This is a genomic window from Streptomyces sp. S07_1.15 (assembly GCF_020739505.1).
GTDB classification, from domain to species: Bacteria; Actinomycetota; Actinomycetes; order Streptomycetales; family Streptomycetaceae; genus Streptomyces; species Streptomyces xinghaiensis.
Map to the genome: position 1 here is coordinate 2,094,943 of NZ_JAJBZK010000001.1, position 19,694 is coordinate 2,114,636.

Annotated in this window: 16 protein-coding genes, 2 pseudogenes and 1 riboswitch; of the genes and pseudogenes, 9 read left to right on the forward strand and 9 right to left on the reverse strand. The window is 72.6% G+C overall.

Annotated elements, in window-relative coordinates; all coding sequences use genetic code 11:
• Positions 1–4: 4 nt before the first annotated feature.
• From LIX60_RS08815 to LIX60_RS08840, 6 genes are all read right to left on the reverse strand, one after another.
• Positions 5–958: an ABC transporter permease gene (locus LIX60_RS08815; RefSeq protein ID WP_227957951.1), complete on the reverse strand. Its 954-nt coding sequence runs from the start codon at positions 956–958 to the stop codon at positions 5–7.
• Positions 958–1,962 carry an ABC transporter permease gene (locus tag LIX60_RS08820; RefSeq protein WP_227957952.1) on the reverse strand — a complete coding sequence of 335 codons (1,005 nt, stop codon included), beginning with the start codon at positions 1,960–1,962 and terminating at the stop codon, positions 958–960. The genes LIX60_RS08815 and LIX60_RS08820 overlap by 1 nt, the downstream gene beginning before the upstream one ends.
• Before the next feature lie 92 nt (positions 1,963–2,054).
• Positions 2,055–3,722, reverse strand: coding sequence for an ABC transporter substrate-binding protein (locus LIX60_RS08825; protein WP_227957953.1), 1,668 nt, complete (start codon positions 3,720–3,722; stop codon positions 2,055–2,057).
• Between the two features lie 227 nt (positions 3,723–3,949).
• Positions 3,950–4,771 carry an enhanced serine sensitivity protein SseB C-terminal domain-containing protein gene (locus LIX60_RS08830; RefSeq protein WP_019709929.1) on the reverse strand — a complete coding sequence of 274 codons (822 nt, stop codon included), beginning with the start codon at positions 4,769–4,771 and terminating at the stop codon, positions 3,950–3,952.
• A gap of 177 nt (positions 4,772–4,948) precedes the next feature.
• Positions 4,949–5,722 carry an enhanced serine sensitivity protein SseB gene (locus tag LIX60_RS08835; protein ID WP_227962679.1) on the reverse strand — a complete coding sequence of 258 codons (774 nt, stop codon included), beginning with the start codon at positions 5,720–5,722 and terminating at the stop codon, positions 4,949–4,951.
• A gap of 386 nt (positions 5,723–6,108) precedes the next feature.
• Entirely contained in the window at positions 6,109–6,849 is a 741-nt protein-coding gene (locus LIX60_RS08840; RefSeq protein WP_227957954.1) for an ATP-binding protein, read from the reverse strand.
• Between the two features lie 225 nt (positions 6,850–7,074).
• Positions 7,075–7,180, forward strand: a riboswitch (glycine riboswitch).
• A gap of 168 nt (positions 7,181–7,348) precedes the next feature.
• On the opposite strand from LIX60_RS08840, the gene gcvT reads away from it, so the two are divergent.
• From gcvT to LIX60_RS08870, 6 genes and pseudogenes are all read left to right on the forward strand, one after another.
• Positions 7,349–8,479 carry a glycine cleavage system aminomethyltransferase GcvT gene (gene gcvT, locus LIX60_RS08845; RefSeq protein WP_227957955.1) on the forward strand — a complete coding sequence of 377 codons (1,131 nt, stop codon included), beginning with the start codon at positions 7,349–7,351 and terminating at the stop codon, positions 8,477–8,479.
• A gap of 100 nt (positions 8,480–8,579) precedes the next feature.
• Entirely contained in the window at positions 8,580–8,963 is a 384-nt protein-coding gene (gene gcvH, locus LIX60_RS08850) for a glycine cleavage system protein GcvH (protein ID WP_019709932.1), read from the forward strand.
• Positions 8,964–8,995: 32 nt separating this feature from the next.
• Positions 8,996–10,258: a serine hydroxymethyltransferase gene (gene glyA, locus LIX60_RS08855; RefSeq protein WP_019709933.1), complete on the forward strand. Its 1,263-nt coding sequence runs from the start codon at positions 8,996–8,998 to the stop codon at positions 10,256–10,258.
• Between the two features lie 224 nt (positions 10,259–10,482).
• Positions 10,483–11,865 carry an L-serine ammonia-lyase gene (locus LIX60_RS08860; RefSeq protein ID WP_227957956.1) on the forward strand — a complete coding sequence of 461 codons (1,383 nt, stop codon included), beginning with the start codon at positions 10,483–10,485 and terminating at the stop codon, positions 11,863–11,865.
• Between the two features lie 225 nt (positions 11,866–12,090).
• A pseudogene (locus LIX60_RS08865) lies at positions 12,091–12,251 on the forward strand (glycosyltransferase family 2 protein); the annotation flags it as partial.
• A gap of 308 nt (positions 12,252–12,559) precedes the next feature.
• Positions 12,560–14,263 carry an MFS transporter gene (locus tag LIX60_RS08870; RefSeq protein WP_227957957.1) on the forward strand — a complete coding sequence of 568 codons (1,704 nt, stop codon included), beginning with the start codon at positions 12,560–12,562 and terminating at the stop codon, positions 14,261–14,263.
• A gap of 27 nt (positions 14,264–14,290) precedes the next feature.
• On the opposite strand, the gene LIX60_RS08875 is transcribed toward LIX60_RS08870, so the two are convergent.
• Entirely contained in the window at positions 14,291–14,908 is a 618-nt protein-coding gene (locus LIX60_RS08875) for a LysE family translocator (RefSeq protein ID WP_227957958.1), read from the reverse strand.
• Between the two features lie 297 nt (positions 14,909–15,205).
• Here LIX60_RS08875 and LIX60_RS08880 point away from each other — a divergent pair, with 297 nt between their 5' ends.
• Positions 15,206–15,568 (forward strand): hypothetical protein, encoded by a 363-nt coding sequence (locus tag LIX60_RS08880; protein WP_227957959.1) that lies wholly within the window; start codon positions 15,206–15,208, stop codon positions 15,566–15,568.
• Positions 15,569–15,877: 309 nt separating this feature from the next.
• Here LIX60_RS08880 and LIX60_RS08885 read toward each other — a convergent pair whose 3' ends face one another.
• Positions 15,878–17,419: a DEAD/DEAH box helicase gene (locus tag LIX60_RS08885; protein WP_227957960.1), complete on the reverse strand. Its 1,542-nt coding sequence runs from the start codon at positions 17,417–17,419 to the stop codon at positions 15,878–15,880.
• Positions 17,420–17,922: 503 nt separating this feature from the next.
• Entirely contained in the window at positions 17,923–18,126 is a 204-nt protein-coding gene (locus LIX60_RS08890; protein ID WP_006604579.1) for a cold-shock protein, read from the reverse strand.
• A gap of 393 nt (positions 18,127–18,519) precedes the next feature.
• Here LIX60_RS08890 and LIX60_RS08895 point away from each other — a divergent pair, with 393 nt between their 5' ends.
• Both LIX60_RS08895 and LIX60_RS08900 read left to right on the forward strand, forming a co-directional pair.
• Positions 18,520–18,831: a hypothetical protein gene (locus LIX60_RS08895; protein WP_019709942.1), complete on the forward strand. Its 312-nt coding sequence runs from the start codon at positions 18,520–18,522 to the stop codon at positions 18,829–18,831.
• 141 nt (positions 18,832–18,972) lie between these two features.
• Positions 18,973–19,641, forward strand: a pseudogene (locus LIX60_RS08900) (GNAT family N-acetyltransferase); the annotation flags it as partial.
• Positions 19,642–19,694 lie beyond the last annotated feature (53 nt).

A 19,694-nucleotide genomic window follows, 5' to 3' on the forward strand; every position in this document is an offset into this window, starting at 1 on the left:
GTCATCAGCTCCGCAGTTTCGGGTCGAGGGCTTCGCGCATGGCCTCGCCGAGGAGGGTGAAGCCGAGGGCCGTGATGATGATGCCCACCGAGGGGTAGACCGCGAGCATCGGCGCCGAGTCGAAGAAGCCCTGCGCCTGGGCCAGCATGACGCCCCACTCCGGGACGGCCGCGTCCGGGTTGCCCAGCCCCAGGTACGACAGGGCGGCGGCCTCGATGATGGCGGTGGCCAGGCTCAGCGTGGCCTGCACGATGACCGGGCTCAGCGAGTTGGGCACGATGTGGCCGAGCACGATACGGCGCTTGCGCACGCCCAGCGCCCGGGAGGCGAGGACGTAGTCGGAGCCGCCCTGGGCCAGCATCGAACCGCGCAGCAGCCGGGCGAAGATGGGGATCTGCACCACACCGACCGCGATCATCACGGTGGTGAGGCTCTGCCCGAGGACGGCCGCGACGGAGACCGCCAGCAGCAGCGAGGGCAGCGCCAGCAGCATGTCGATGAAGCGCATGATGACGGAGTCGATCCGGCGCCCGGCGCGCCCGCCGAGCGTGGACGCGGCCCCGGAGGCGATGCCGATCAGGCAGCCGATGGTGAAGCCGAGGAGGGTGGCCACCACACCGACGAGCAGGGTCTGCCGGGCGCCGACCAGCATCCGGGAGAACTCGTCGCGGGCGAGGTGGTCCAGGCCGAGCCAGTTCTCGGCGCGCGGTCCGACGAAGACGGAGCGGGCCGGAATGACCTCGCCGCGCCACAGCTGGGCGGTCGGCGAGTACGGGGCGATCCACGGGCCGATGATGGCGATCAGGATGAAGACGGCGATGATGCCGGCCCCGATGATCGCCATCTTGCTGGAGCGCAGCCGGCGGAACGCCTCGTACCAGAGGCTGTGGCCGGTGGCGGTCTCGGTCTGTGCGGTGAGCTCCGCGAGCCGGTCGATCTTGTCGGTCTTGGTGCTCATCAGTGCACCCGCACTCTCGGGTCAATGAGGTTGTAGGCCAGGTCGACCAGGAGGTTGAGGATCACGTAGGTCAGCGCGATGAAGAGGATGAAGCCGACGAGCACCGGGTAGTCGCGGCCGTCGATGGCGGTCCGCAGGAAGGAGCCGATGCCGCCGAAGGCGAAGACGGACTCGGTGAGCACCGCTCCCGACAGCAGGCTGCCGGTGAGCAGGCCGACGGCGGTGACCACCGGCAGCAGCGCGTTGCGCAGCACGTGCCGGCCGCGGATCACATGCTGCTGGAGGCCCTTGGACTCGGCGGTGCGGACGTAGTCCTCGCCGAGCACCTCCAGCACGCTGGCCCGGGTCATCCGGACGATGATCGCGAGCGGGATGGAGGCGAGGGCCAGGGCGGGCAGCACCAGGTGCGCCAGGGAGTCCCAGGCGGCGTCGAACTCCCCGGTGAGGATGCCGTCCAGGACGTAGAAGCCGGTCACCTCGGTGGCGTTGAGCCCGGTGGACTGCCGGCCGTAGCTGGGGAACCAGCCGAGGTTGACGGCGAAGACGGCCCGCAGGATGAAGGCCAGGAAGAAGACGGGGATGCAGATGCCGAGGAGCGACCCGGACACCGCGGACACGTCGAGCCAGCTGCCGCGGCGCTTGGCCGCGAAGTAGCCGAGGGGGATGCCGACCGCGACGGCGATGAGCATCGCGAAGATGCCGAGTTCCACCGTGGCGGGGAACCGCCGGGCGAACTCCTCCCACACGGGCTGGCCGGTCTGGGTGGAGGTGCCCAGATCCAGCTCTCCCAGCCGCTTGAGGAAGCGGCCGTACTGCACCCATACCGGCTGGTCGAGCCCGAGGGCGCGCTCGATCCGGGCCTTGTCCGCTTCGGTGGCCCGTTCCCCGAGCAGGGCCGCCGCCGGTCCTCCGGGAAGCTTGTTCAGCCAGAGGAAGAGAAGGACGGACAGGCCTAGCAGTGTGGGTATGAGCTGCAGCAGTCTGCGTACTACGAGACGCAACACCCCGCGCTACCCCTTTCTGGTCATGGATCGCAACCACGTCCGCCCGGCCACCTGTGTGCGTGGCCGGGCGGACCTGGACCTGCTCGGTTGTGTTACTTGAAGGAGACCTCGGCGAAGTTCTCCTGCGTCAGCGGGGAGACCTTCGGCGGGTTGACGTCCTTCGCGAAGGCGATGGACGGCGGGGACGAGGAGATCGGCAGGCCGGGCAGGAAGTCCATGATGACCTCATTGGCCTTCTTGTACAGCTCGGTCCGCTTCTCGGCGTCGGGCTCGGAGGAGGCGGCCTTCATGGCGTCGAAGACCTTGTCGTTCTTGAAGCCCCACTGCTTGTCGTAGCCGCCGAACCAGGTGCCGATGAAGTTGTAGCCGTCGTTGAAGTCACCGGTCCAGCCCATGAGGTACAGGCTGCACTTGCCGTTCTGGGTGGAGTCCAGGTAGTCCGGGTTCCACTTCATGGCGCGCGGCTTGACCTTGATGCCGGCCTTCTCCAGGTCCGTCTTCATCAGCTCGAACATGTCGGCCGGGGCCGGCATGTACGGGCGGGTGACCTCGGTCGGGTAGCAGAAGTCCAGGGTCGGGTTCTTCGCACCGGCGTCGGCGAGGAGCTCCTTGGACTTCTCGACGTCCTGCTCGTAGACCTTCACGTCGCCCGAGTAGCCGGCGACCGTGTCGGGCATGAACTGGCTGGCCTTGACGCCGCCTTCGGGGAGCTGCGTCTCGACGATGTTGTCCCGGTCGATCGCGTGCGCGATGGCCTGGCGGACTTCCTTCTTCTTCAGCAGCTTGTTGTTCTCCTGGTTGAAGCCCAGGTAGAAGATGTTGAAGACGTCGCGGGTCGGGACCTGGAAGCCGTCCTTCTCCAGGGTCTTCACATCGGCGGGCGCGACCAGGTCGTAGCCGTGGATGTCACCGGCCTGCAGCGCCTGGCGGCGGCCCTCCTCGGTGTCGAGGGTGCGGAACACCAGCTTCTCGACACCGGCCTTCTTGCCCCAGTAGTCGTCGAAGCGCTCAAGGGTGATCTCCTTGTTGCCCTTGTTCCACTTCGAGATCTTGAACGGGCCGGTGCCGGCGACCGTGCCGGCCTCCTGGCTGTACTTGGGGTAGGTGATCGCGTCACCCTCGCCCTTCGCCTCCTCCTTCTCGTAGGCGTCGATCGCCTTCGGGGAGTGGATGGCGAGCGCCTGGAGGGAGAAGCCGCCGGGGAGGTTGGCGGTGGCCTCCTTGACCTTGATGACCGGGGTCAGCTCGTCCTCGGCGGTGCAGGAGACGTAGTTCGCCTCGGGCGTCTCCTTGTCCTCGTTCTTCTTGAAGCCGCCCATGATGGTCTGCCAGTAGTAGGAGACCGCGCTGTTCTGGTACGTGCCCGACCAGTTGAACCAGTGGTCGTAGTTCTTGCAGACGGCCTCGGCGGTCAGCTTCTCGCCGTCGTGGAATTCCACGCCCTTGCGGAGCTTGAACTTCCACTCGGTGCCGTCCTCGCTGCCCTCCCAGGACTCGGCGAGGCCGCCGACGAGCTCGCTGCCGCCCGGCTCGTGCTCGATGAGGGCCTCGAAGGCCTGGCGGGTGACGCGGAAGGTCTCGCCGTCGCTGGCCAGGGCGGGGTCGAGGGAGGACGGGTCGCCCGCGGCACCGAAGATGAAGGTGTCGCCCGCCTCTCCCTTGCCGCCCTCGTCCCGGTCACTGGCGCAGCTGGTCACGGCCAGCCCCATCGCCAAGGTGACCACAACCGCCCGAGCGGCTCTGGATTTTCTTATTCGCATGCTCTACCCCAGGGATGAACGGTATTGAGAGGCGCTGACCGCTCGAACACTACAGACGACTCCGGCGGCGGTGAACAGTCCGCATAGCGGTGATACATACCTGAGACCCGGACAGCGCATATACCGGATATGCCCTGTTCAGGTCCGGTTGACGCGGTGCGCCCCGGCTGGTCTGGAGTGCTATCGCACTGGCGTGCGCCGTACGGCGCGGGGCCGTTGAGCCGCTTTCAGCGGGGCGCGGCGCCCGGCAGCATGCCGTGCGGCGGCGGATAGCCGTAGCCGGGGGCGGGACCGGCGCCGGGGACCGCCCCGGCCCCGGGGCCGGCTGCGTAGCCCTCGCGGTCGAAGAACGGCCGGGAGTTGGCGCGCATCCACAGCGCCACCGGGTCGTACTCGTCGGACAGGGCGACGGTCGACACCGGCAGCCCCTCGGGCACCACGCCGACGGACTGCCCCATCATCCGGCGCACGGACTCCACGGCCTGCGGCCCGTTGTCGTACAGCTCCAGGCCGATGGCCAGATACGGCACACCGACCGAGGGCTGCACCCAGGCGCGGCGCAGCGCCCGTACGGCGGGCGTGTGGTGGGCGTTCTGCGTCAGCAGGGCGTAGAACTGCGGGATCTCCACGGCCGGTTCGGTGATCCGCAGCGGGCCGGCGGGCAGCCGGTCCAGGCCGGAGGCCACCCGGCGCAGATCGGCCCAGGGGATGCCGACGCCGCCGCCGGGCGCGTGCGGGTTCAGCCACAGGCCCCAGCGGTCGGGGAAGAGGGAGGCGGCGATCTCCCGGCCGCCGACCACCTCGTGCGCCCGGTTCCAGCCGCTGGCGGCCAGCTCCTGGGCGGAGGTCACACAGGGGGCGTAGCCGTAGCCGTCGACCTCCATGTTCCCGTACTGCGCGTCGGGCGCGCCCGGATGGCCGTGCCACAGCAGCATCCACACCTGCCCGTCGGCGAGGGCCCGCAGCAGCGCCTCATAGGCGTCGTACCGGCCGGGCGTCACCTGTGGCAGCAGCTGCTCGATCTGCTCCCTGTCCCCGCCCGCGCTCACCTGGTTCCGCCCCTTCGTCTTGCCTCTCGGCACCGCCGCGGTGCGCGTCCTTCGCGCCCCGCCGGGTCATCCAACCAGCTTACGGACCGGATGCGGCGGCGCCCGCCGCCCTGTCCGCCGTCCGGGTGTCGCGCACCGGCCGTTCGCGGTGCCCGCCGCGCCCGTGTTCGAGCCGCGTCACCCGGCGGTGTGGAAGGGCCGGATCCGCGCGCGCATCCAGTCCCCGACCGGGTCGTGCGCGATGTCCAGCAGGACCATCTGTACGGGCCAGGGCACCGGCACCGCGCCGAGCGCCCGGCCGAGCGCGTCGTGCACCCGGGCCCGGTCCTCCGGTTCGCAGCGGGAGAGTTCGACACCGACGAAGAGCGCCGGCGGGTCGCCCTCGACACTCGCGAGAGTGCGGCGGGCGGTGAGCACGACCCCCGTTGTGGTGAACTCCCCGGCGGCGGCGGCCAGGAAGTCGACCGGCTCGTCCTGCCAGTCGGGCTCGAAGAGCCGCACCCGCCCGCCGGACGGCACGCCGGGCCCGGTCTCGCCGCGGCCGGTGCGGCACAGCTCGGCCACGGCGGGCGGCGGCAGCGGTACGCCGACGGAGGTGCCGCCCGGGTTGACGGCGATGCCCAGCTGAGGCGGCAGCCCGCGGGCGAACTCCCGCGCGGGCGCGACCGTGCAGGGCATGTGCGAGCCCGCGCCCCGGAGGAACTCCTCCTCCGAGCTGTATACGGGGACGCAGGCGATGCCGGCCACATCCAGGGTGGGCAGGTCCAGATCCGGGCTGGAGGGCCCGCCGCCGTTCGGCAGCGGCACCCAGATCCGGCTGCGGCCGAGCACCTCGATCAGCCGGGCGCCCGCCCCGGGGACCCCGAGGGAGGCTGCGAGCACCTCTTCCAGTTCGTTGCGGGGGAAGCCACCGGGCGCGCTGCCGGGCAGACCTCCGGACACGCCGGGCATCCCCGCCGGGGCCGGGGTGCGCTCGTGCTGCTCCGGGATGCTCATGCCGTCGATGCTCATGCCGTCCAACCACGTCTCGTCCGCGCCGCCCGGGCGCTGCGGGGCCTGTCGCCCGGAGCCCGGCACCTCCGCGCCGTCCGGCCCGCGCGGACGGCGCGGCCACCGCCCGCGGCGGCCGGGGTCGTCGGGATCCGGGAATCCGGGTAGCAGAACCCTAGCGCCAGCCCACCGGGGTACGGCCAGGGGCCCGACAGCGCGGATTCACGGTGATTCCGGGATTCTTCCCGCCGCCCGGCCGTGCGGGCCGTCCGGGCGGTGTGGGCCGTGCGGGCTGTGTGGGCTGTGCGGGTTGTGTGGGCCGTGCGGTGGCCGGGACACCGGGGCGGTCAGCCGAAGCCGATGGTGTGCAGCGCGCTCGCCGACGCCCGGTCGAGCAGCACCACGGAGACGCAGCCCTCCGGGGCCCGGCCGGCCTCCGCGCCGGCGACCAGCCGGGCCACCGCCCGGCGGTGGCGGGCGAAGGCGTAGCCGGAGACGCCCCGGCCCCGCGCGAGCTGCCCGGCGAGGGCCGTCTCCGGGGAGACATCCAGCAGCGCCAGGTGCAGACCGCGGCCCCGGCGGCGGGCGTCACGCGCCAGCCAGCGGCGCACCCAGGTCAGGGTTCCGCAGTCGTGGACGACGACGCTCGCACCCGAGCGCAGCGCCCGGCGCAGCCCGGCGTAGTGGGCGGCGCGCACCAGGGGGCGGTAGAGGGCGTAGGGCAGGGCGGCGGGCAGCCGGCGCTGCCAGCGGTCCCGGGCGTCCTGGGAGTCGATCCGGTGGACGGCGCCGCCGCGGGCGTCGAGGGCGGCGGTGGCCCGCTTGATCAGGGTGCTCTTGCCGCTGCCGGGGAGCCCGGAGACGACGAGGACGTCGCCGGCCGGGTAGCGCAGCGCGGACGGCCTGCGGCCGCGCAGGTCCGTCTCGGCGTCCGATCCGGCCGCGTCCGCTCCGGCGGCGGCCGGGCAGGCGGACGCCGTCCACTCCGCCGCGGTCTCCGGTCCGGCGGCGGGCTCCGCTTCCGCCGCGGTGCTCCGTCCCGCCGCGGTCTCCGGTCCGGCCGCGGCCCGCGGCGTGATCGCGTACATCCCCTGGACCCGAACCTGCACCCTGATCGTCCCCCCTCTGTGCGGTCACCCCCGGACTGCCCGGCCAGCCTGGCAAGAACGGTGCCGCGTTACAACGTCGATACCCGGTGCGCGGTTCCGCGATGTGCTGATGAGACGGACCCTCCGGGCCGGTTCTCCGGTTCCCTCCGGGTCGGTATTCCGCTTCCCGTGCGATGATGACCGCGCCAACTGCATACCGCCGTTCGAATCCGCGCGGGAGAGTCCCCGGTCCGGCCGCCGTGCCGCCGCCGGGGCGCCGAAGGAGCAAGTCCTCCCTTGAATCTCTCAGGCCCCGTACCGCGCGGACGAGGCAAATCTGGAAAGCGGGCCGTCCCTCCGGGGCGTCCCCACCCAAGGTGCAAGCCACGATCCCGGGTACGTACGGTTGTGGCGAAGCTCTCAGGTTCCATGACAGATGGGGAGACTGTGTTGCCGATGCCGCGCAGAGTTCCGCCACCTTCGTCAGGGAGCCACCGCCATGACCGATGCCCCCCGCCGCACCCCGCTTGACGCGCTGCACCGCTCGCTCGGTGCCTCGATGACCGACTTCGCCGGCTGGGACATGCCGCTGCGCTACGGCAGCGAGCGGGACGAGCACACCGCCGTCCGCACCCGGGCCGGCCTCTTCGACCTCTCCCACATGGGCGAGATCACCGTGACCGGCCCGCAGGCCGGGGAGCTGCTCGACCACGCCCTGGTGGGCAACCTCTCCGCGCTCGCGGTGGGCCGCGCCCGCTACACCATGATCTGTGAGCCGGGCGGCGGCATCCTCGACGACCTGATCGTCTACCGCCTCGCCGGGGAGCGGTACATGGTCGTCGCCAACGCCTCCAACGCCCAGGTGGTGCTGGACGCGCTGACCGAGCGCGCCGCCGGCTTCGACGCGGCCGTGGCCGACGACCGCGAGAACTACGCGCTGATCGCGGTCCAGGGCCCCGAGTCCCCCGGCATCCTCGGCTCGCTCACCGACGCGGACCTGGACGGCCTGAAGTACTACGCCGGGCTGCCCGGCACCGTCGGCGGCGTCCCCGCCCTGATCGCCCGGACGGGCTACACGGGCGAGGACGGCTTCGAGCTCTTCACCGCCCCCGACGACGCCGAGCCGCTGTGGCGGGCGCTCACCGCGGCGGGGAAGGACGCGGGCCTGGTCCCCTGCGGCCTGTCCTGCCGGGACACGCTGCGCCTGGAGGCCGGGATGCCGCTCTACGGGCACGAGCTGAGCACCGCGCTCACCCCGTTCGACGCCGGGCTCGGCCGGGTGGTCAAGTTCGACAAGACCACGAACGGCGGCCGCTTCGTCGGCCGTGAGGCGCTGGAGGCCGCCGCGGCCCGCGCCGCGGAGGCCCCGCCGCGGAAGCTCGTCGGCCTGGTGGCCGAGGGGCGGCGGGTGCCGCGCGCCGGGTACGCGGTGGTGGCCGCGGACGGCGGCGAGGTCATCGGCGAGGTCACGTCCGGCGCCCCGTCGCCGACCCTCGGCAAGCCGCTCGCCATGGCGTACGTCGACCCCGCCTACGCCGCCCCGGGCACCCCGGGGGTGGCCGTGGACATCCGCGGCCGCCACGAGCCGTACGAGGTCGTGGCCCTGCCGTTCTACAAGCGGCAGCGCTGAGACTCCCGCCCCTCCCCCGCGTTCCCCGTCTCCCCCGTCGTCCGTCCCACGTGTCAAGACCCGTACACGAGCACGTCACCGAATCCAGGAGAATCAGGTCATGAGCAACCCCCAGCAGCTGCGCTACAGCAAGGAGCACGAGTGGCTGTCCGCCGCCGAGGAGGGCGTGTCCACCGTGGGCATCACCTCCCACGCGGCCGACGCGCTCGGTGACGTGGTCTACGTCCAGCTCCCGGAGGTCGGCGACACGGTCACCGCGGGCGAACCCTGCGGTGAGCTGGAGTCGACCAAGTCGGTCAGCGACCTGTACGCGCCGGTCTCCGGCGAGATCACCGAGGTCAACCAGGACGTCGTGGACGATCCCGCGCTGGTGAACTCCGCCCCGTACGAGGGCGGCTGGCTGTTCAAGGTGAGGACCGACGAGAGCGCGGGCGAGCCCGAGCTGCTCTCCGCGGACGAGTACGCGGCCTTCACCGGCAACTGAAGCCCCTCCCTGCCACCGATCGGGAAGACCTGATGTCGCTTCTCAACGACTCCCTGCACGAAGCCGACCCGGACGTCGCCGCCGCCGTCGACGCCGAACTCGACCGCCAGCAGTCCACCCTGGAAATGATCGCCTCGGAGAACTTCGCGCCCGTCTCGGTGCTGGAGGCCCAGGGCTCGGTCCTGACCAACAAGTACGCCGAGGGCTACCCGGGCCGCCGCTACTACGGCGGCTGCGAGCACGTCGACGTCGTCGAGCGGCTGGCCATCGCCCGGATCAAGGAGCTGTTCGGGGCCGAGGCCGCCAACGTCCAGCCGCACTCCGGCGCCCAGGCGAACGCCGCCGCGATGGCCGCCGTCCTCAGCCCGGGCGACACCATCCTGGGCCTGAACCTGGCGCACGGCGGGCACCTCACCCACGGCATGAAGATCAACTTTTCCGGCAAGCTCTACAAGGTGGCCGCCTACCACGTCGACGCCGAGACCGGCCGGGTCGACATGGACGAGGTCGAGCGGCTCGCCAAGGAGGAGCGGCCCAAGCTGATCATCGCGGGCTGGTCCGCCTACCCGCGCCAGCTGGACTTCGCGGCCTTCCGGCGGATCGCGGACGAGGTCGGCGCCTATCTGATGGTGGACATGGCGCACTTCGCCGGCCTGGTGGCCGCGGGCCTGCACCCCTCCCCCGTGCCGCACGCCCACATCGTCACCACCACCACCCACAAGACGCTGGGCGGCCCGCGCGGCGGTGTGATCCTCTCCACGGCCGAACTGGCCAAGAAGATCAACTCGGCCGTCTTCCCCGGCCAGCAGGGCGGCCCGCTGATGCACGTCATCGCGGCCAAGGCCGTGGCCTTCAAGGTCGCGGCGAGCGAGGACTTCAAGGACCGCCAGCGGCGTACCCTGGCCGGCTCGCGGATCCTGGCGGAGCGGCTGCTGGCCGAGGACGTCACCGCGGCCGGCGTCTCCGTCCTCTCCGGCGGCACGGACGTCCACCTCGTCCTGGTGGACCTGCGCAACTCCGAGCTGGACGGGCAGCAGGCCGAGGACCGCCTCCACGAGGTCGGCATCACGGTCAACCGCAACGCCGTCCCGAACGACCCGCGCCCCCCGATGGTCACCTCGGGCCTGCGGATCGGCACCCCGGCGCTCGCCACCCGCGGCTTCGGCGAGGACGACTTCCGCGAGGTCGCGGACATCATCGCCGAGGCGCTCAAGCCGAGCTACGACGCGGAGGCGCTGCGCGGCCGGGTCTCCGCCCTGACGGTGAAGCACCCGCTGTACCCCGGGCTCAAGTAGCCCGCTCCCCGGCCCGTCCCACCGGCCGGCCGGCAGTGGTACGGGGCGGAGACGAACGGCCGAACATGCCCGGTTTCCGCCCCGTATATTGCCTCTCGCCGCTCCTTGCGGCCTCTCACAGTCTTTTGCCCCACTTCGCCCGCACCGCCGTCCGGCCCCCTACCCCGTGGACCGCCGGGCGGCCCGTTTCCCCGCCACCGCGGGGATGATCCGGGAGTACCACCGTGGCCATCTCCGTCTTCGATCTCTTCTCGATCGGCATCGGGCCGTCCAGTTCCCACACCGTGGGCCCGATGCGGGCCGCACGCATGTTCGTCCGGCGGCTGCAGCGGGAGGGCCTGCTGGACCGGACCGCCTCGGTCCGCGCCGAACTGTTCGGTTCCCTCGGCGCCACCGGCCACGGCCACGGCACCCCCAAGGCCGTCCTGCTCGGCCTGGAGGGCCACTCGCCGCGCACCGTGGACGTGGAGCGGGCCGACGGCGAGATCGCCCGCATCCGCTCCACGGGACGGCTGCGGCTCCTGGCCGCCGAGGCCGGCGACGCCCACGAGATCCCCTTCGACGAGCCCTCGCAGCTCGTCCTGCACCGGCGCCGCTCACTCCCGTACCACGCCAACGGCATGACCCTCACGGCGGCGGACGCCGGAGGAGCCCCCGTCCTGGAGAAGACGTACTACTCGGTCGGCGGCGGCTTCGTCGTCGACGAGGACGCGGTCGGCGAGGACCGGATCAAGCCGGACGACACCGTGCTGAAGTACCCCTTCCGCACCGGCGACGAACTGCTGCGCCTCTCGCGCGAGACCGGTCTGTCCATCGCCGCCCTCATGCTGGAGAACGAGAAGGCCTGGCGGACGGAGGAGGAGATCCGCGCGGGCCTGCTGGAGATCTGGCGGGTCATGCGCGCCTGCGTGGACCGCGGCCTCTCCCGGGAGGGCATCCTGCCCGGCGGCCTCAAGGTCCGCCGCCGCGCCGCCAACTCGGCCCGCCAGCTCCGCGCCGAGGGCGACGCGCCGGCCCGCGCCATGGAATGGATCACCCTCTACGCGATGGCGGTCAACGAGGAGAACGCCGCGGGCGGCCGCGTCGTCACCGCCCCGACCAACGGCGCGGCCGGCATCATCCCGGCCGTCCTCCACTACTACACGGAGTTCGTACCGGGCGCCGGCGACGAGGGCGTCGTCCGCTTCCTGCTGGCCGCCGGGGCCATCGGCATGCTCTTCAAGGAGAACGCCTCGATCTCCGGCGCGGAGGTCGGCTGCCAGGGCGAGGTCGGCTCGGCCTGCTCGATGGCGGCGGGCGGCCTCGCCGAGGTGCTGGGCGGCAGCCCGGAGCAGGTCGAGAACGCCGCCGAGATCGGCATGGAGCACAACCTGGGCCTGACCTGCGACCCAGTCGGCGGCCTGGTCCAGATCCCGTGCATCGAGCGGAACGGCATGGCGGCGGTGAAGGCGGTGACGGCCGCGCGCATGGCGCTGCGGGGCGACGGCCGCCACCACGTCTCCCTGGACAAGGTCATCAAGACGATGAAGGACACCGGCGCCGACATGAAGGTCAAGTACAAGGAGACGGCCCGCGGCGGGCTCGCGGTGAACGTCATCGAGTGCTGAGGGATCGGCCCGACCGGCGCGCCCGAAACCCGCCACCGGTAAGACCCCTCCCTCCGGCCACAGTCCGGCGCCGAGGGCCCAGTACACCCATGTACCAAATCGTCCCCCTGAGCAATGGACAGGGGGACGATTTGGTACATGAATCCCGCAGCAGGTCCGCGCGGTCATCACAGGTATCTGGAACAGCTCAGCCACCATGTGGGTGTCACGCTGTGACGAGCGCCGTGGACACTGCTCACAGGGCCCGCACCCGTTCCCCGGCCGGTCTGCGGGCCTGGGCGGCGGGCATTCTGGAGGGCCTGCGCACCCCGTGCGGCGAGCGGCGTCCGATGCGCTGGCGCACCGTCCGGCTGATGACCCGGCTGGGACGACCGCCGGTCCTCTGAGCCGGCCGCGCCCCGGCGGTCATGCCGCGGGGTCGAGGCGGTCCAACTGCGCATCGCATGGGCGCAGTTGTTACAGGCAGACCTATCCGAGCGCCCCCTTGCTCACCCACGCCGGGCCAACCCTGCGCTCGGTCCGCGACCGGCCGCCACCGGGGGCCGTGCACGTGCGCGATCGGGCTCAGGTGCCGTGAGCACGACCGGTCCGGGAGCTTGCCACCGAACCGCCCCGGGCCTAACCCTTTGCCATCGACGACCGGCCCGTCATAGCGTTCGAAGCTGCTCGAACGACGGTCCGACGGGGGATGGGCATGACCGAACACGTTCCGGCGACCGCGGGGGCGGAAGCGGACGCGCGCCGACGGCAGCGGCGCGAGGGGAACACGCTGCTCGCGGCCATGCTGACCAATGGCCCGAACGAGCTCATCGATTTCGTCCTGCCGTTGTGGGCGGGAGCGGCCATCGGGCTCAGCGCCACCGAGGTCGGCGTGCTGCTGGCCGTCGAGATGGTCTTATCGATGGTCTTCCGGCCGGTCTCCGGCGTGCTGGCCGACACGTTCGAACGCCGGTACGTGGCCGCGGCGGGAGCCGCCCTCTACGGCGTCTCGGCGGCCGGCTACGCCCTCGCGCAGAACGCCCCCGTCGCCTACGCGGCAGCCGCCGTCGGCGGCGTGGGAGGCGCGCTGCTGTGGGTGAGCGTCCGGGCGATCATCAGTGAACGGCTCTCGGAGGACTCCGCGGTCTTCCCCCGGCTGCTGTCCTCCCAGGAGACCGGCGCCTGGGTGGCGTTCATCGCCGGTCTGACGCTGATCGGCCTCATCGACTACACCGGGGTCTTCCTCGCCTGCGCGGCGGCGTGCGCGGCCGCCGCTGTGCTGCTGCTGGTCTCGCCCCGGCGGCCCGGGCCCCCGCGGACCGGCGCGGAAGGCGCGGAAGGCGCGGAAGGAGAGACGGCGGAGGGAACGGCCGCGGCGGGTCTCGGCGCCGTGGGGCGCAGGCTGCGGCCCATGCTGCTCGCCGTGGTGCTGACGATGACGGCCGAGTCCGCCGTCTCCCTGCTGCTGCTCCTGCACCTGCAGCGCGGGTTCGATCTGGAAGTTGGCGAGATCGCGTTCGTGTTCCTGCCCGGCGCCATCGCCATGAGCGTCGCCGCCGAACACCTGCACAGGTATGTGGTGCGGTTCGGCCGCTCCCGGGTGCTGATGGCCGCCTCGGTCTCCAGTGCCGGGTTCGCCGTGGGGCTGGCGTGGGCGCCGAACCCGTTCGTGATCGCGGGGCTGTGGATCCTCAGCGGGCTGGCCTGGGCGGCCGTCATCCCCATCGGGCAGGCGGTGATCGCCGAGGCGTCGGGCGAGCAGGCCGGACGCGGGATGGGGGTGTACGAATCGGCGCGCCTGCTGGGGGCCCTGACCGGGTCGCTCGCGGCGGGTGTGCTCTACGACAGCGCCGACTGGACGGCGGCCTGCCTCGTCGCGGCGGTGCCTCTGCTGGCCGGGGCGGTGGTCGTCCCCCGTGCCGTGCGGAGGCTCGGGGTCGCCGACGTCCCTCCCCCGGCACCGGAGCCTCCGGGGCGGCCGGAGAAGCAGCAGGTGTCCGCCGCGGCGGACGGTGCGTCCGGTGCGGAGAGCCGGGCGGAGACGGACACCAGGACGGCGGCGACGAAGCGGGAACCCCGGCGGAAGGAGAACCAGCGGGAGGAGAAGCGGAAGCAGAAGACGCCCCGGCAGATCCGGCGTGAACTCGGCCTGCACGGCGCGCTGTTCGCGGTGGCCCAGCTCGTCCTGCTCGTCGCCGGTCTGTCCTGGATGAAGGACCTGCTCACCGGGGACTTCGGCGAACTGCTGCTCAGCGGTGGCAGAGAACAGGACTCGTCCGTCACCGGCCTGCTCTACGGCGCGGGCCGGCTGTGGACGTTCATCCTGATCGCGGATGCCCTCTGGCAGGGCGGCAAACTTCTCGTCCTGGCGCTCCGCCGCCCCTCCCCGGAGAGCCCGTCCCGGCCCTCCGGGGACTGAGCCCCGGCCGGGGGGGCGGGACCGTGGTCACCTGTTGCCGCTGAAGGCCAGCTGGGCCCCGATGCCGACGAAGGCGGCGGCGAAGGTGCGGCGCATCCAGGCGAGCACCTTCGGACGGGTGATCACATGGTCCCGGACGGCCGCGGCGAAGAGCCCGTACAGGACGAACACCACGAACGTCATCGCCATGAACACCGCGCTCAGTTCCAGCATGTGCGGAAGGGTGTTCCCCGCGCCGGCCGGGACGAACTGCGGCAGGAACGCCAGGAAGAAGATCGACAGTTTGGGGTTGAGGACGTTGATGAGCACGGCCGTGCCCGTGGTGCGGAGCGCCGACCGTCCCTCCTCCCCCGGCTCGGACGGGGTGAGCGTGCCGCGTTCGCGCAGGGTCTTCCAGGCCATGTAGAGGAGGTAGGCCACCCCCAGGTACTTGAAGGTCTGGAAGACGACCGCGCTGGTGTGCAGGATCGCGGCCAGCCCGGCGACCGCCGCCGCCAGATGGGGCACGATCCCGAGCGTGCAGCCGAAGGCGGCCACCACGCTCTGCCGGAAGCCCCGGTACAGCCCGGTGGCGATCGTGTAGAGCGCCCCGGTGCCGGGTGACACCACGATGACGAACGATGTGATCAGGAATTCGGGACTCATCGGTACGCGCCTCACTCTCTGGAGGGCCGCGACGGACCACGGTGGTTCCACGCGGGGTTCCGCGCCCCCGGCCGGCCCGGCGCTGCGCAGGCTACCGGCCGCCGGCCCCGGACGGGCCGCCACCGCGCAACCGGGAGAGCGGGTTCCGGACGATCCCGGCCGGGCGGATCCCGCCGGGTTCCGGGCCCGAAGAAAGACGGCAGCACCCGCGCGGCCCCGCGCGCCCCCTCACCGGCTCGCGCCCCGGACCCCCCGCATCGGGCCGTGCTCCACCCCCGCGCTGTAGAGTCAACGCCTATGTCGAAGCCCGATGATCTGCTGGTTGACATCGCCACCACCGTGGAGTCCGAGCAGAGCAATCAGATGTCACTCACCGTCGTTGTCCCCGGGGCCGTCATCACCGGACGCCTCGCCCCCGAGGCCGTGTGGCGCCAGCGCGTGGCCGAGGTGCTGGGAGGCTCGGACCGGCTCTCGCCGTTCTCGGCCGTCTTCACCGCGGACAGCGACCGCAAGCGCAGCGAGCCGCCCACCCACCTGCATCTCCATGTCGCCCGGATCCTCCAGGGCAGTGTGGGCATCCCCGAGACCGGCGGGATGTACCGCATCGCCATCGAGGACGTGAACGCCTGGACGGTCGGGGACTTCAGCTACTTCGGGTAGCGGGCGCACCCCCGCCACCCGGCCGGGCCGGGCCGGTCCGGTGCACCCGCCCGGCGCGTCCGCCCCCGCGGACGGCGCCCGGCGGCCCCGGGCCGCGCGGCCCGCGCCCCGGCGGCGTCCGTGCGTCCCCGCGCCCGGCGGCACGACGGCCGGGCCCGGCACCCCCCGGCGAACCCCCGTATCCGCACAGGCGGAAGCCCCGGCAGCATCCTTCGCTGCCGGGGCTCGCCGTGTGCCCGGAGGCACCCGGCCGCCGCAAGGGCGCCGGTTCCTCCGGGCGTCACACGGAACGTCGTGCGGTGCCGGGTGTCAGGCGGCGCTGCGGCGGGCCGGACGCCGGCGGCCCGCGCCGCCGTCCGTCTGCTGGGCGGAGGAGGTCCGGCGCGACCGGGACGGCCCGCCGCGCCGTCCGCGGCCCGCGGAGGCGCCGCGCTCCTGGCGCTCCGACGCCGGCGTGGTGATGACCACGGGGATGCCCGAGGGTGCCTGCGCACCGGTGATCCGGGTGAGCTCGGCATCGCCCGAGCGGACCTGGGTGGTCCGCGGGGTGACACCGGCCAGGGTCATCAGACGGGTCATCTCCCGGCGCTGGTTCGGCAGGACGAGGGTGACGACGCTGCCGGACTCGCCGGCCCGCGCGGTGCGTCCGCCGCGGTGCAGGTAGTCCTTGTGGTCGGTCGGCGGGTCCACGTTGACGACCAGGTCGAGGTTGTCGACGTGGATGCCGCGCGCCGCGACGTTGGTGGCGACCAGCACGGTCACGTGCCCGGTCTTGAACCGGCCGAGGGTCCGGGTGCGCTGCGGCTGCGACTTGCCGCCGTGCAGCGCGGCCGCCCTGACCCCGCTCTTCAGCAGGTGGTCGGTGAGCTTGTCCACGGCGTGCTTGGTGTCCAGGAACATGATCACCCGGCCGTCGCGGGCCGCGATCTCCGTCGTCGTGGCGTACTTGTCGGCGCCGTGGACGTGCAGCAGGTGGTGCTCCATGGTGGTGACGGCGCCCTGGGAGGGGTCGACCGAGTGCACCACCGGGTCGTTCAGGTAGCGGCGCACCAGCAGGTCGACGTTGCGGTCGAGGGTGGCCGAGAAGAGCATCCGCTGGCCGCCGGGGCGCACCTGGTCGAGCAGCGCGGTGACCTGCGGCATGAAGCCCATGTCGGCCATCTGGTCGGCCTCGTCCAGCACGGTGATGCCGACCTGGTCCAGCCGGCACTCGCCGCGGTCGATGAGGTCCTTGAGCCGCCCCGGAGTCGCGACGACCACCTCGGTGCCACCGCGCAGCGCGGACGCCTGCCGCCCGATCGACATGCCGCCGACCACGGTGGTGAGCCGCAGCGAGAGCGCCCGGGCGTAGGGGGTGAGGGCGTCGGTCACCTGCTGGGCGAGTTCCCGGGTGGGGACGAGGACGAGCGCCAGCGGCTGCCTCGGCTCGGCGCGGCGGCCGACGGCGGCGGTCCGCGTCAGCAGGGCCAGGCCGAAGGCGAGGGTCTTGCCGGAGCCGGTGCGCCCGCGGCCCAGGACATCGCGTCCGGCCAGGGAGTTCGGCAGGGTCGCGGCCTGGATCGGGAACGGCTCGACCATCCCGAGGCCGGTGAGCGTCTTCAGCACCCCGTCCGGGAGGCCGAGGGCGGCGAAGTCCTCGACGGGCGGGAGCGCGGGGGTGATGGTGACCGGCAGGGCGAACTCACCCTGCGGGCCGGCGGGCCGGCGGCCGTAGCCACCGGAACCACCCGGACGGCCGCCGCCCGAACGGCGCGGACCCTGCCCGGCGGAGCGTCCGGCGCCGTACGGGGCGGAGCCGCCGCCGGTGCGCGGGCGGGAGTAGCGGTCCTGTGTGCGAGCTGTGCGGTTCATGGGAACCTCCTCGACGGGGCACGTATCGAGGAAATCCCGGCAGTGGCGGTGAGCCGCACAAGGAATCGCAAGAACGAGCCGTTGAAAAACGGAATACGGAATAACGGCCGTGCCGGGGAATATTTCCGGCCGGCACGCCGAATCAACCGGCGGTATCCGGAAAATGACGGCCGGATGGCCGGAGGGTGAAGAACGCGGGGTACGGCGCGGGGAACGCCGTACGGTGCGACGTGCGGGGCGGCATCCGGTCCACCGTGCTGGGGCCGTGCTGCGGCGGAAAATCCGCACCTCTGCGCGAATTCGCCCGGCGCGGACCGCCTCGGGGGCGGGCACGGCCGCCGCGCCGTACGGACGCCGTCGGCGCGCCGGCCGCAGGCGGGCGGTGGTGCGCGGACGGACACGGCGGCCGGTGCGGACGCCGGGCCCCGCACACCGGAACGAGCCGCGGCCCGCACCCGGGGGTGCGGGCCGCAGCTCGTCGCTGTGGAGCGCCGGTGTCAGCGTCAGGCGGGAACGATGTTCTCGGCCTGCGGGCCCTTCTGGCCCTGCGTGACGTCGAAGCTCACCTTCTGGCCTTCCTGAAGCTCACGGAAGCCCTGGGCGGCGATGTTCGAGTAGTGGGCGAAGACGTCGGCGCCGCCGCCGTCCTGCTCAATGAAGCCGAAGCCCTTTTCCGAGTTGAACCACTTCACGGTGCCAGTAGCCATAATTTTTTCTCCATTCGGGGCAGTGCCCGGAGGCCCACACTGCGTGAACCTCCGCGTCGCCGCAATGATTGCCCCGTCCGGAAAACCACTCCGGAAATACAAAAGTGCTCCCGGGCCGGAGCCGGCGGGGGCACTTGAAGTCTCTGGGAACCACAACTGCAACTGAGATCGACAGTAGCACGGATACGGCGGGTGTGAAGCCCGGAGCAACGGCCGTCACACCGTCCCGAATAAATCCCCGCCCGCAATGCCGAAAATTCTTCAGGCGCGGTGGGAGATTTCCTTCCCCGGTGGGGTGGCGTCCGGTACGGGAACCGGCCCGCGGAACGGCTCCCGCTCCGGCCCGGACCACCGCCGGGGTCCGTTGTCGGCCGGAGCGCTTAGGGTCGCGGCATGGGTTACGCAGACCTGCGCGAGCTCCGTACCGCGCTCAGCACCGCACAGGACATCGCCTTCGGCCTGGACCCGTCGGCACCCTCCGCCCAGCAGGCGGAGGAGCTCGTCGACGCGCTGCGCCGGGCCCTGTCCTCCGCCACCTCCCTCATCTCTGAGCACGGCGCCACCGGGTGCGCCCAGCACCCGCGCGGCGCCGTGGACCCGCTGTACGGCGACCCGGAGGACCCCCTCCCGCCCGGCTACGGCAAGTGCCTGCTGTGCAACGACCGCCGCCGCCGCGCCGGCACCCAGCACCGCGGCCGCCGCTGAGCCCCTGCCCCGGGAGCCGGCCGCCTCCGGCCCCGGCCTTCCTGCCGTCCGGGCCCGCTCCCGCCGTCGCCTCCCGCCCGCCCCGCGCGGCGTCCTCGTAGGCTGGACCGCCCGGGAGGACCCCGGTCGAGGAGGAGAGCCGTGACAGAGACAGGGACCGCGGGCGCCGCTCCGGCCCGCACGCGTTTCGCCGCCCTGCTGGACGAGGCGGCGCGGGGCGTGTTCCCGCCCGCGGACGGCTCGGTGACCGTCCTCCCGCAGCCGAACCCCCGGGACGCGGGCGTGCTGGCCCTCACCGCGCACGCCGTGGTCTTCACCGACGAGGACCCGGACTGGGTCCGGGAACGGCTGGCGGCCGTCGAGAGCGACCCGCTCGCCGCCCCGCTCTCCGCACCGTTCCTCGGCGATCTCATGGCGCGCACCGGGCGGCTGGTGAACAACGTCGACTTCCTCACCGTCGCGGCACCGCTGCCGGGGCCACCGGAGCTCGCGCTGACCGAGATCGCCGACCGGGACCATCCCCGCGTGGCCCGTGCCCTGGCCTACCGCGACGCGGTGCGGGTCTGGGCCGCCGACGGCGGGGTGCTCGTCCTCGGCCGGGGCGTCGCGGGCCGCTGGGAGGCGGCCGTCGAGGTGGACGGCACGGCCCGCCGCAGAGGTCTCGGCCGGGCCCTCGCCACCGCGGCCCGGCATCTCGTCCCGGACGGCGCGCCGCTCTGGGCTCAGCAGGCCCCCGGCAACGCCGCGAGCGTGCGGGCCTTCCAGGCGGCGGGCTTCCGTCCGGTGGGAGCGGAGGCCCTGCTGGTGGCCCGTCCCCCGGCCGCTCCGGCCGCCCCCGCCCGGGCCTCCGGTGCGGCCCGGGT